We start from the raw sequence: 11,888 nt of genomic DNA, 5'->3' as shown, positions 1-11,888 counted from the left end.
CCTTACTAAACCGGGAAACCAGGGTCCGGCCCTTGGGCCGTACCCTGGTTTCCCGGTTTTCCAAGGGTTTAGCGGCCGCGCCAGACCGAGCCGGCAGTTTCCTTCAGGCGGCCGATCACGTCACGCGCCATAGTCTCCGAATGCTCATCAGACGGATGGGCAGCCTTCTCCTCCATCGCATTCAGCATATTCTGCGCAGCATGCTGGCGGCGGGTCTCCTGCTCCAGCAGCTTCTTCTTCGACTCCACCATCGCGGCAGTAGTCGCGGTCACGCGGCGCTGCATTTCAGCATGCGCATGAACGGTATCGACCAGGGTCTTCTGCTCCGCCAGCTTGGCCCATTCAGCCTGGTTGAAAGCAGTTTCCGCCTCCTCACGCTGGCGCGCCATTTCAAGCAGCTGTTCCTCAGCATCCGCACGCGACTTCGCCGCAGCGGCAGCCTGCTTTTCCAGTTCCACGCGCAGCTCGATCGCCTTGGCGGCACGCACCTCGGCGGCGTTGGCTGCACGCTGCTGCACCAGCTTCTGGTCGATCAGCGCCAGCGTGTCACGCTCCTTGGCCACGAATTCCAGCTCGGACTTGAGCAGCGATTCCTCAGCCGCCACGCGGGCTTGTTCGGCTTGGGCACGCTCGGCCTGCACCTTGCCCAGCTCCGCCGCCAGGCGGGCCTGGGCGGAAGCAGCTTCCGCAGCGGCAGTCTTGTTGGCCGCATCGTGTTCCATTTGCTCGGCCATCGCACGCACTGCAGCCGCTTCCTGTTCGATGGCTGCTTCCAGGCGCGCATCGGCGGCAGCCTTGCGGCGTGCTTCGGCAGCTCCGGCGCGCTCAGCATCGACGCGCGCCATGGCGGCTGCGGTGGCCAATTCTTCGGCGGCGATACGCTCGTTCATGGCGGACAGCGCGGCTCGCTCGGCCTCGGCGCGGGCACGCTCGGCATCGGCCAGGCGCACGGCAGCGGCGGCTTTTTCCTGCGCCAGCGCATTGGTTTCTTCTACGGCAGCCAATTGCGCGGCCACGGCATCGCGTTCAATCTTTTCGGCGGACGCTTGTTCGGCGGCGATGGCAGCGGAACGCACTGACAACTCCTGGCGTTCGGCGGCGACAGCGGCTGCACGCTGGTGTTCTTCGGCTTCGATACGGGCTTGTTCGGCAGCGGCTTGCTCGGCCTGTTCGCGCAGCTTGGCCTGTTCAAGGGTCACGGCTTCCGCATCGAGGCGGGCGCGGGTTTCGAAATCGGCTTGCTGTTCCGCTTCCACGCGCGCCATGGCGATGGCGTGCAGTTCGCGGTCGGTTTCCACGCGGCGCTCGGTGGCGGCGATGATCTTGAGGTCGGCATCACGGCGCGCCTGGGCGGCGGTTGCGGCCATGGCTTCGATGCGTTCGCGATGCTGGGCTGCGTCGCGGATTTCTTTTTCGGTCTGCAGGCGCAGGTGCAGCGACTGGGCGGCGCTGCGGTCGGATTCGGCTTTGGCCAGGGCGATCTGTTCCCGCTCCTGCTCCAGGTGAGCCAGGGCACGGGCTTCTTCCACCGCGCGCACTTCGGCAGTGGCGCGCTTGAAGGCAGCTTCCAGCGCCACCTGGTCGGCGCGCTCGCGCTGGCGGGTCGCTTCCAGGGCTTCAGCTTCGGTATTGGCCAGTTGTTCGGCGGTCATACGCGCGGCGTGGGCCTGGCGTTCGCGTTCGCGCGCCATGGTGGTCATGCGGGCGTCGGCGGATGCCACGCCCACTACTTCCTCGCGGGCGGCCTGAACGGCGGCGGCGCGTTCCGCAGCTTGCAGGCGGGCGTTTTCGGCCTGGACGGCCAGCTCTTCGGTGGCTTTGCTGGCCATTTCGGTCAGTTTAGCTTCTTCAGCGACTTGTTCTGCTGCGCGGCGGCGGCTTTCTTCTTCCGCCTTGGCGCGCTGTTCGGCGGCCAGGCGGACCTGGATGTCGGCATCGACGCGGGCGCGCAATTCGGCGGTTTCCTGCTTGACGGCTTCCAGGCGGGCGACGCTGGCGGAAGCGGCAGCGCGCAGGGTGTCAAGGCGTTCCTGGTTGGCTTTAATGGCTTCTTCGGCGGCTTCGGCGTTCTGCACAGCGGCGGCTGCAGCGGCGGATTCGAGTGCTGCGCGGTCTTCGGCCAAGGCGCGGGCGCGGGCTTCGGCCACGGCGCGCGATTCGGCGGCGCACTGGGCTTTGGCTTCGGCCTCGACGCGGGCGATGGCTTCGGTGATGGCTTTCAGCTCGGCCTTCTCATGCTCGGCACGGTCTTCGGTGGTTGGTGGCAGTGGTGCTTGCATGAGGATCTCGCTTGGCGTTTAGGGTGATGGTGCCATTATCGATGAGACCTTGCTGGGTGAAGCTGGGGAGGAAGGCGGGGTTTTCCCGGCAATTCTCGTTTTAAAACCCGGAAAACCTGGGTCTGACCCGAGGGTCAGACCCTGTCAGTTCGTACGCCCGGGGTGGGGGTGCGCTTTTGATGTTCGTCGAAGTTCAAAAGCCTCACACCCGCCCCCAGTTGGGAGACCGTTCAGGGTCAGCCCCTTGGGTCTGACCCTGGTTTACCGGTTCAAAAGGTTTCAGACCGGCCAAAGCGGTGGCTCATCCATCAGCGCGACCTGCTCGCGCAACTCGAGAATCCGATCCTGCCAATACCGTTGTGTATTAAACCACGGAAAAGCCACGGGAAACGCCGGATCATCCCACCGCCGCGCCAACCAGGCCGAGTAGTGGATCAGCCGCAACGTCCTTAAAGCCTCCACCAGGTACAGCTCACGCGGATCAAACTCCCGCATATCCTCGTACCCAGCCAGGATATCTCCCATCTGCCGCACCATGTCGCTGCGCTCGCCGGACAGCATCATCCACAAATCCTGCACCGCCGGTCCCATGCGGGCATCGTCGAAGTCGACGAAATGCGGTCCCGCATCCGTCCATAAAACATTGCCACCATGACAATCGCCGTGCAGGCGGATCAGCTCAACCTGCCCTGCCCGCTCGTAGCAGCGCCGCACGCCATCCAAAGCCTGGTCCACCACCGAGCGCCAGGGCGTCACCAGCTCCGGCGGCAGGAAATCGTGCGCCAGCAGCCAATCGCGCGGTTCATCGCCGAATGAAGCCACATCCAGCGTCGGCCGCATGGCAAAGGGCTGCCCCGCCCCGCAGGCATGGATACGGCCAATAAAGCGCCCCGTCCATTCCAGCACCTTGGGATCATCCATCTCCGGCGCACGCCCGCCATGACGTGGGAATACGGCAAAGCGGAAGCCCTCAAATGTATGCAGGGTGCGCCCATCACGCTCCAGCGCCGGCACCGCCGGCACCTCGCGCTCCTGAAGCTCCTGCACAAAGGCGTGCTCCTCCAGGATCTGCTCGTCCGTCCAGCGCCCAGGGCGATAAAACTTGGCCACCACCGGCGGCCCTTCTTCCATGCCTACCTGGTAAACACGGTTCTCATACGAATTCAGCGCCAGCAGGCGGCCATCGCCATACAGGCCGATACTGGCCAGGGCGTCGAGCACCCGGTCGGGGCTCAAATCTAAGAAAGGATGCGTCATGTTCGCAATTGTAAGGGCCAGGGCGTATACTGTCGCCCTTCGACCCAATATATAAAGCGCCAAGCCATGCAACTCGACCAGCCATTGACCGACAAAGAATTCGACGAACTCGATAACTTCCTGCTCAGCGACCAGAGCCCGGAAGATTCCATGACAATGGACCACCTGCATGGCTACCTGACCGCCATCGCCATCGGCCCGGAGCCGATCACCCCGGCCGAATGGCTGCCAAGCATCTGGGGCGAAGACCGCAAGGATGGCCCTAAATTCAAGAACCCCAAGCAGGAAGAGCGCATCTACAACCTGATCACCCGCTTCATGAACGAAGTGCTGGTGACCTTTGAAGTTGCGCCAAAAGAGTTCGAGCCGCTGTTCGTCGAGCACGAACACGAAGGCAAGACCCTGCTGAACGCCGAAGCCTGGTGCTGGGGCTTCTGGGAAGGCATGGAACTGCGCGAAGGTTCCTGGGACGAGATCTGGGATTCCGAAGCAGCCCCGCTGATGCGCCCTATCTACCTGCTTGGCGCCGACGAGATCAAGCCGGAAGAACTGCCGGAAGTGGAAGACCCGGTCAAAGCCCACCAGCTGGCAGTGGACATCGAAGCCAATCTGCCAGCCATCCACAAGTGGTGGGTGCCGCGCCGCAAAACCGGCGTGACCACCGTCAAGCACGAAGAGCCGAAAGTCGGCCGCAACGACGACTGCCCATGCGGCAGCGGCAAAAAGTACAAGAAGTGCCACGGCGCCGAGCAATAAGCGCCGGCCTCACAGAAGCCCGCCAAGTGCGGGCTTTTTTACGTATTTACTCTAAATCTCGCGAAGCGCCGCTGCCATAATCAGGCTCCTTACCAACGAGGAGAACCCAATGAGCATCCCAGCGCTGGCAACAGTCGCAATCAGCGTAGACACCCACATCGCCACCGTGCGACTGAGCCGGCCCGAGAAGATGAACGCCATGAATCTGCAGATGTGGCACGACATCCGCAGCGCCTTCCGCTACGTGGACGACACGCCCGACATCCGCGTGGCAGTGCTGGAAGGCGAAGGCAAAGCCTTCACAGCCGGCATCGACCTGCAAATGATGATGGGCCTGGGACAGCAGATCCAGAACGATTGCGACGGCCGCATGCGCGAATCCCTGCGCCGCATCATCCTCGATTTGCAGGACACCCTGACCAGCCTTGAGCGCTGCCGCAAGCCGGTGTTGGCGGCAGTCCACGGCGCCTGCGTTGGCGGCGGCATCGACCTGATCACCTGCGCCGACATGCGCTACTGCTCTTCCGACGCCTGGTTCACCATCAAGGAAATCGATATCGGCATGACGGCCGACGTGGGCACCCTGCAGCGCCTGCCGCGCCTGATCGGCGAAGGCATGGCGCGCGAGCTGGCCTACACCGCACGCAAAGTCGATGCGGCCGAAGCCAAAGATATCCGCCTGGTCAACCGTATCTTCGAATCGCCGGAAGCCTTGCGCGAAGGCGTGCATGCCATTGCCGCCGACATCGCATCCAAAGCACCGCTGGCGGTGCGCGGCGTGAAGGAAATGATCACCTACGCGCGCGACCACTCGATTGCCGACGGCCTCAATTACAACGCCACTTGGAATGCTGCCATGCTGATGTCGGCCGACCTTCAGGAAGCCATGATGTCCAGCATGGCCAAGCGCCCGCCGGCATTCAAGGACTAACAAAAAACCGCCACGGCAGCGAGCAATAACTGACAAATTTTGTCGCTGCCCGCCGCCAATCGGCTGACAAAAATTGTCCCTGCCCGCGCGTACTGCGGGTTTGCAAGCTGGCATAGCCCTTGCACTAGTCGAAGCACTAGCGGTTATCCCGCAGCTTTAACTAGGGGACAAAAAATGCAACTATCTCAGTACAGGGCCTGGACGCTGGCCTGCCTGATGAGCTTCACTGCGCCGGCCTGGGCCACAACGGTCGAGGTCACGAATTCGGCGAAAAATGCGTCCGTCGAACTGGGACGCACCGTCTGGTTCCTGGGCAAGGTAGATGGCAAAGGCGTCTACATGAACTTCGCGGTCAACGGCATCCCGGGCGGCAACGCCACGGTCGGCACGCTGAATTCGCAGAACGGCGAATACGTGGCGCCGAAAGTCATGCCGGCCAATCCCGTCATCATCGTAACCGGTACCACCGCCACTTCGCCGAAACTCACCGGCTACACCAAACTGACTCTGATCACGGCCGGCACCAGCACCAAGCCTGCGCCCTCCCCGACGCCGACGCCGACGCCAGCGCCGACTCCCGGCCCGATCGGCGCGCAGCCTGCCGCCGATCCAGCCACCGTGGCCGCCGCCCGACTGCTGGAACGTGCAACCTTCGGCCCCGACGCCGCCAGTATCGCCGCCGTCAAGAAGATGGGCGCCCAGGCCTGGCTGAACCAGCAGTACACCATGCCCGCCACGCCACTGCCGCAGACCACGGACATGAACGCGCTGCGTAACGGCTGGTACATGAATATGGTCAGCGCCCCGGACCAGGTACGCCAACGCATGGTTTTCGCCCTGTCGCAATTGTTCGTCGTCTCCTCCGACAAGAACCCATATGCCAACGAAATGCTGCCCTGGCTCGTCACGCTGGACAAGCACGCCTTCGGAAAATTCGGCAACCTGCTGCGCGAGATAACACTGAATCCGTCGATGGGCAAATACCTCGACCTCGCCAACAGCCGCATTCCTGCACCGAACGAGAACTATGCACGTGAAGTGATGCAGCTCTTCACCATCGGCCCCGTGATGCTGAACCAGGACGGCAGCGTGCAGCGCGACCGCTATGGTTCGCCGATCCCAAGCTACACCCAGGACACCATCGCCCAAATGGCGCGCGCCCTGAGCGGCTGGACATATACCGGTACCAACCTCACCGGCAGCAACTGGGAAAACTTCACCGGCCCGCTGCAACCGCGAGACAACCTGCACGACAAAGGCGCCAAAGTGCTGCTGAACGGCGTCACCCTGCCCGCGGGTCAAAGCACCGTGATGGACCTGGATGCGGTGATGCAGAACCTGATGAACCACCCCAACCTGCCGCCCTTCATTGCGACTCGCCTGATCCGCGCCTTCACCACCAGCAATCCAAGCCCGGCTTACATCGAACGGGTAGCCAATGTATTCGCCTACGGCCCGAACGGGCGCGGCGACCTGAAAGCTACGCTGAACGCCGTGCTGATGGACCCGGAAGCGCTGATCGTATCGCCCAACGCCGGCAAGCTGAAAGACCCGATGCTGCATAGCCTCAGCCTGTTCCGCGTAACCGGCGCCAAGGTAGTCAACCCGCAAAACCTGTTCTGGGATTACTTCCTGCTTGGCGAACGCCTGCTGCAGGCGCCGAGCGTCTTCAACTTCTACTCCCCGATTGCGCCGCTGCCGGGCAACCCAGCGATGGTTGGACCGGAGTTCCAGCTTTATACGCCGGCCCAAGCGGTGAGCCGGGCCGACTTCCTGTTCGCCTTCATCTCCGGAGGCTACTCCACGATGGTAAGCATCGACCTGGTGCCCTACCAGGCGGTGGCGGGCAACCCGACTGCCCTGCTTAACCTGGTCGACGCCAACCTGCTGCAAGGACGCATGACGCCGTCCACCCGCACCGCGATCGGCGCCACGCTGCAGGCCACCAGCGACTTGAAGCAGCGCGCCATCACCGCCCTCTACCTGACCGCGATTGCGGCCGATTTCGCCGTACAGCAGTAAGAAAGGACAGACATTATGAGCAACGATAAGATGTCGCGCCGCCGCTTCCTCGGCGCCAGTGCGCAAGTAGGCATGCTGGGCGCCATGTCCACCCTGGGATTGCTGGGCATGACGCGGCCGGCGCATGCCGCAGTGGCCGACTACAAGGCGCTGGTCTGTCTCTACCTGTATGGCGGCAATGACGGCAACAATATGATCGTGCCGCTGGATTCGGCGCACTACGCCGCATACAACGCCATTCGCGGCAGCAGCGGCCTGGCCCTCTCGGTCAACGCCAAGACCCTGCTCGGCGCACGCAACGCACGGCTACAGGACGGTAGCAACCAACCCTTCGCCTTCCACTATGGGATGCCGGAGATCGACACGCTGTACGCGCAAGGCCAGGTCGCTGCGCTGCTCAATGTGGGCAACCTGCGCCAGCCATTGACAAAGGCGCAGTACCAGGGCGGCGCCGGCGTGCCGCCGCAGCTGTTCTCCCACCCCGACCAGAATTTGCAGAACCAGGCCGGCACGCCATCGGCCGCCGGCACGGGCTGGGGCGGACGCCTGGCCGATGCACTGGGTGCGCATGGCGACCTGGATGCGGTGTCGGTAGGCTCGAACGGTTTGTTCGTAAACGGCACCACGGTACAGAGCAACCTGCTGCCGGGGAATGGCCAACTGAGTTTAGCGGGGATGAACTTCTGGCCGCAAAGTGAAGCCGATAAACGCCGCGCCGCGCTGGTGCAAGCGCTGTCCGCCAGCAATCCAAACCTGATCGCCACGGCCGCCAACAAATCGCTTCTGAACGGGATGGAGCTGGCCAAGGACTTGCAGGCCGCAGGCAACGCAGGCGCCCTGTCCACGGTATTCCCCGGCTACGCGATTGCGCAGCAGTTGAAGACGGTCGCACAGCTGATACGCATGCGCTCCATGCAAGGCCCGGGACGACAAGTGTATTTTGTTTCGTTGAGCGGCTTCGACACGCACGGCGGCCAGGCATGGCAGCAATTCGACCTGCTGCGCCAGGTGTCGCAATCGATCGCAGCGTTCCAGAACGCCCTGCGGGAAATTGGCGCCGAACAGAAAGTGACGACGTTCACCATGTCCGACTTCGGCCGCACCCTGCAGCCAAACAGCGGCGGCACCGACCATGCCTGGGGCAATCACCAGCTGATCATCGGCGCGGCGGTGAAGGGAGGCCTGTACGGCCGCTTCCCAGATTTTGTATTAGGCGGAAAAGACGACGCCACCGGTCGCGGCGCCTGGATCCCCCAGCTCTCCAACCAGCAATACGGCGCCACGCTGGGCCGCTGGTTCGGCGCCGAACCCGACGCCCTCGAGAACCAAGTCTTCAAAAACGAGCTCAGCAACTTCCCCGTCAAAGACCTCGGCTTCATGCTCTAAACGGAAATGTCCACCTTGGGGTCAGGAACCGAAGTGGACATTTTCCAGAGAAAATGTCCACTTTTGTTCCTGACCCCAAGGTGGACATTTTGCGGTGCGTTTAGAGCTTGATGAAGTTTTCGCGGTAGTACTTCAGTTCTTCGATCGATTCGAGGATGTCGGCGAGCGCGGTGTGCTTTTGCGCTTTCTTGAAGCCGGCGACCATTTCCGGTTTCCAGCGGCGGCCCAGTTCTTTCAGAGTCGAGACGTCGATATTGCGGTAGTGGAAGAACGCTTCCAGCTTCGGCATGTACTTGACCATGAAGCGGCGGTCCTGGCCGATGGTGTTGCCGCACATCGGCGATTTGCCCTTCGGTACCCATTGGCGCATGAAGGCGATGAACTCGGCTTCGGCTGCTTCTTCGCTCACGGTGGAGGCTTTCACGCGGTCGATCAGGCCGGAGCGGCCGTGGGTGCCTTTGTTCCAGGCGTCCATCTTGTCCAGCGTCTCGTCGGACTGGTGAATCGCCAGCACCGGGCCTTCAGCCAGCACATTCAGGTGCATGTCGGTGACGACCATTGCCACTTCGATAATGCGATCGGTTTCAGGCTCCAGGCCGGTCATCTCCATGTCCACCCACACCAGATTCATTTCATTCGGGCGTTGTGCGGACTCTGGGCTTGCTGGGGTGTCGTTCGCTTGTGACATAATTCTCTCTAAGACAATATAAGGCAGATTAATCCGCCATTTTCTCACAGGCACAGAATGTATTCACACGCGTTTTCGTTTTTGTTCGTTGCTTTTTTAGCATTAACCCTGGTGGTGCGCTTTTGGCTCGCCTCGCGCCATATTCGCCATGTGATCCAGAACCGCGCGGCAGTGCCGGCCGATTTCGCGGAAAAGATCCCTCTCGCCGCCCACCAGAAGGCTGCTGACTACACCATCGCCCGCACCAAGCTTGGGCTGGTAAATATGATGGTGTCGACCGTGGCGCTGGTCGGCTTTACTTTGCTGGGCGGCTTGCAGTGGCTTTCGGCGACGGTGTTCAATGCCACCGGCGGCGGCATGACCTACCAGCTTGGCCTGATCGTGGCTTTCGCCCTGGTGTCCGGCCTGATCGACCTGCCGCTTGATTACTATCGCCAGTTCACGCTGGAAGAGCGCTTTGGCTTTAATAAAATGAGCAAGGGCTTGTTCTTCTTCGATATGGTGAAGGGCGTCGGCATCGGCGCGGTGATCGGCCTGCCGCTGGTGTGGGTAATCCTGGTGCTGATGCAGAAATCGGGCAGCCTGTGGTGGCTGTATGCCTGGTTCGTTTGGTGCGGTTTCCAGCTGCTGGTGATGGCGCTTTTCCCGAACTTTATCGCTCCCCTGTTCAATAAATTCACGCCGCTGGCGGACGAATCGCTGAAGCAGCGCATCGAGGGTTTGATGACCCGCGTGGGCTTCGCTTCCAAGGGATTGTTCGTGATGGATGGCTCCAAGCGCAGCGCGCATGGCAATGCTTACTTCTCGGGCTTTGGAGCGGCCAAGCGCATCGTGTTTTACGATACGCTGGTCTCCAGCCTGTCGCCGCAGGAAGTGGAAGCCGTGCTGGCGCATGAACTGGGCCACTTCAAGCTGAAACACATCGTCAAGCGCATTGTCGTGATGTTTGCATTGTCGCTTGGCTTCCTCGCCCTGCTTGGTTACCTGAAAAACCAGCTGTGGTTCTACACCGGCCTGGGTGTGAACCCGATTATCGTGCCTGGCCAGTCCAACGACGCATTGGCGCTGATCCTGTTCATGCTGGTGCTGCCGGTCTTTACCTTCCTGTTTGGCCCACTGACTTCGCTCAGCTCGCGCAAGCACGAGTTTGAGGCGGATGCTTTCGCGGCCAAGCACACTGACGCGCGCGACCTGGTGTCGGCGCTGGTCAAGATGTACGAGGACAATGCGTCGACCCTGACGCCGGACCCGCTGCATTCGGCCTTCTACGATTCGCACCCGCCCGCCAGTGTGCGGATTCGTCAACTCAATGTGGCGGCATCCCAATGACAGCGAATATCCACACCGCGGCCGACCTGCGCGCCTTGCGCTGCAGCCACCAGACGCAAGCCCTGGACGCCGCCGAAGCGCTGCGCCTGTGCCAGTTGCTGGATGGCTGGAGCATGGCCAGCGGCAAACTGGTGAACACCTTCGGCTTCAATAATTACTACGAGACGATGGCCTTCGTGAATGCGCTGGCCTTCATCTCCCACCGCGAAGATCATCACCCTGAGCTGGTGGTGGGCTACAAGACCTGCCAGGTGCGCTACGACACGCATTCGGTCAACGGCTTGTCGATCAATGATTTCATCTGCGCCGCCAAGGCCGATGCGTTAGGCCAGGCATGAGCAAGGGGACAAAACGCACCGGTACCATCATCGCAGCCCACGGCCGCCACTACCTGGCGGAAGCGGAGGGCCAGCGCCTGCAATGCGTCACGCGCGGCAAGAAGACCAATGTCGCCGTGGGCGATCTCGTCGACCTGACCCTGACTTCGCCCGACCAGGCAGTGATCGATAATATCCAGGAGCGCAAGACGCTGCTCTATCGCTCCGACCAGTACAAGTCCAAGCTGCTCGCAGCGAATGTGGACCAGCTGTTCATCGTGGTCGCCACCGAGCCAAGCTTCTCGGACGACCTGGTGTCGCGCGCCCTGGTGGCGGCGGAAGCGGCCGGCATCCACGTGCGCCTGTTGTTGAACAAGGTCGACGTGACCGAGATGCTGGAACACGCACGCAAGCGCCTGCAGGTGTATTCGTCTATGGGCTATGAAGTGCTGGAAGTCTCGGCCACCGGCCAGCCGGAACAAACCGGTGCTACGCTGGCGCCGCTGCTGCAAGGCCATTCGTCGATCCTGATCGGCCAGTCGGGCATGGGCAAGTCCTCGCTGATCAACATCCTGGTGCCGGACGCCGATATCGCCACGCGCGAAATCAGCGAGGCGCTCGATACCGGCAAGCACACCACGACCTTCACCCGCCTGTACCACGTGGGCCCGGAGTCGAGCGTGATCGATTCGCCGGGTTTCCAGGAATTCGGCCTGTACCACTTAAGCGAAGGTATGCTGGAACGGGCCTTCCGCGATTTCCAGCCTTATCTTGGCGGCTGCCGGTTCTATAACTGCCGGCATTTGAGCGAGCCGCAATGCGCCGTGCTGGAAGCTGTCAACGAGGGCAAGATAGCGAAGATGCGGCATACGCTTTACGGACAGTTGCTGCACGAGTCTTCGCAAACGCTTTATTGACAGGAC

At 62.0% G+C, this 11,888-nt stretch carries 10 protein-coding genes; 7 read left to right on the top strand and 3 right to left on the bottom strand.

What is annotated here, in order from left to right:
- Positions 1–68: 68 nt before the first annotated feature.
- A complete protein-coding gene (locus AC1RTP_RS18050; protein ID WP_498609166.1) occupies positions 69–2,279 on the bottom strand; it encodes a coiled-coil domain-containing protein in 2,211 nt (736 codons plus the stop codon).
- Between the two features lie 279 nt (positions 2,280–2,558).
- Positions 2,559–3,536 (bottom strand): serine/threonine protein kinase, encoded by a 978-nt coding sequence (locus AC1RTP_RS18045; protein WP_498609164.1) that lies wholly within the window; start codon positions 3,534–3,536, stop codon positions 2,559–2,561.
- 66 nt (positions 3,537–3,602) lie between these two features.
- On the opposite strand from AC1RTP_RS18045, the gene AC1RTP_RS18040 reads away from it, so the two are divergent.
- From AC1RTP_RS18040 to AC1RTP_RS18025, 4 genes are all read left to right on the top strand, one after another.
- Positions 3,603–4,292, top strand: a complete 690-nt coding sequence (locus AC1RTP_RS18040) for a UPF0149 family protein (RefSeq protein ID WP_498609162.1) — start codon at positions 3,603–3,605, stop codon at positions 4,290–4,292.
- Between the two features lie 109 nt (positions 4,293–4,401).
- The gene (locus tag AC1RTP_RS18035) at positions 4,402–5,223 is read left to right on the top strand and encodes a crotonase/enoyl-CoA hydratase family protein (protein ID WP_498609161.1); all 822 of its coding nucleotides are present in this window, start codon (positions 4,402–4,404) and stop codon (positions 5,221–5,223) included.
- A gap of 174 nt (positions 5,224–5,397) precedes the next feature.
- Positions 5,398–7,245, top strand: a complete 1,848-nt coding sequence (locus tag AC1RTP_RS18030; protein ID WP_498609159.1) for a DUF1800 domain-containing protein — start codon at positions 5,398–5,400, stop codon at positions 7,243–7,245.
- A 15-nt stretch (positions 7,246–7,260) separates the two neighbouring features.
- A complete protein-coding gene (locus AC1RTP_RS18025) occupies positions 7,261–8,631 on the top strand; it encodes a DUF1501 domain-containing protein (protein ID WP_498609158.1) in 1,371 nt (456 codons plus the stop codon).
- A 100-nt stretch (positions 8,632–8,731) separates the two neighbouring features.
- Here AC1RTP_RS18025 and orn read toward each other — a convergent pair whose 3' ends face one another.
- On the bottom strand, positions 8,732–9,319 hold the full coding sequence (orn, locus tag AC1RTP_RS18020) for an oligoribonuclease (protein WP_498609157.1): 588 nt from the start codon (positions 9,317–9,319) through the stop codon (positions 8,732–8,734).
- A 57-nt stretch (positions 9,320–9,376) separates the two neighbouring features.
- Between orn and AC1RTP_RS18015 the strand changes: the two genes are divergently transcribed.
- Genes AC1RTP_RS18015 through rsgA form a run of 3 tightly spaced genes read left to right on the top strand, consistent with a single transcriptional unit; the run spans position 9,377 to position 11,882 of the window.
- The gene (locus AC1RTP_RS18015; protein ID WP_498609155.1) at positions 9,377–10,648 is read left to right on the top strand and encodes a M48 family metallopeptidase; all 1,272 of its coding nucleotides are present in this window, start codon (positions 9,377–9,379) and stop codon (positions 10,646–10,648) included.
- Positions 10,645–10,986: a 4a-hydroxytetrahydrobiopterin dehydratase gene (locus tag AC1RTP_RS18010; RefSeq protein WP_498609154.1), complete on the top strand. Its 342-nt coding sequence runs from the start codon at positions 10,645–10,647 to the stop codon at positions 10,984–10,986. Before AC1RTP_RS18015 ends, AC1RTP_RS18010 begins: the two co-directional genes overlap by 4 nt.
- Entirely contained in the window at positions 10,983–11,882 is a 900-nt protein-coding gene (gene rsgA, locus AC1RTP_RS18005; RefSeq protein ID WP_498609153.1) for a ribosome small subunit-dependent GTPase A, read from the top strand. Before AC1RTP_RS18010 ends, rsgA begins: the two co-directional genes overlap by 4 nt.
- Positions 11,883–11,888: the final 6 nt, after the last annotated feature.

The sequence above is a fragment of the Pseudoduganella sp. GW821-FHT11H04 genome (genome assembly GCF_058807935.1).
This window is presented reverse-complemented; position numbering and strand designations above follow the sequence as displayed.

Excerpts from the sequence above, each read along its gene's own strand:
- AC1RTP_RS18035 (WP_498609161.1), top strand. The coding sequence starts at position 4,402 with ATGAGCATCCCAGCGCTGGCAACAGTCGCAATCAGCGTAGACACCCAC.
- AC1RTP_RS18040 (WP_498609162.1), top strand. The coding sequence starts at position 3,603 with ATGCAACTCGACCAGCCATTGACCGACAAAGAATTCGACGAACTCGAT.
- AC1RTP_RS18050 (WP_498609166.1), bottom strand. The coding sequence starts at position 2,279 with ATGCAAGCACCACTGCCACCAACCACCGAAGACCGTGCCGAGCATGAG.
- orn (WP_498609157.1), bottom strand. The coding sequence starts at position 9,319 with ATGTCACAAGCGAACGACACCCCAGCAAGCCCAGAGTCCGCACAACGC.
- AC1RTP_RS18015 (WP_498609155.1), top strand. The coding sequence starts at position 9,377 with ATGTATTCACACGCGTTTTCGTTTTTGTTCGTTGCTTTTTTAGCATTA.
- AC1RTP_RS18025 (WP_498609158.1), top strand. The coding sequence starts at position 7,261 with ATGAGCAACGATAAGATGTCGCGCCGCCGCTTCCTCGGCGCCAGTGCG.
- rsgA (WP_498609153.1), top strand. The coding sequence starts at position 10,983 with ATGAGCAAGGGGACAAAACGCACCGGTACCATCATCGCAGCCCACGGC.
- AC1RTP_RS18010 (WP_498609154.1), top strand. The coding sequence starts at position 10,645 with ATGACAGCGAATATCCACACCGCGGCCGACCTGCGCGCCTTGCGCTGC.
- AC1RTP_RS18030 (WP_498609159.1), top strand. The coding sequence starts at position 5,398 with ATGCAACTATCTCAGTACAGGGCCTGGACGCTGGCCTGCCTGATGAGC.
- AC1RTP_RS18045 (WP_498609164.1), bottom strand. The coding sequence starts at position 3,536 with ATGACGCATCCTTTCTTAGATTTGAGCCCCGACCGGGTGCTCGACGCC.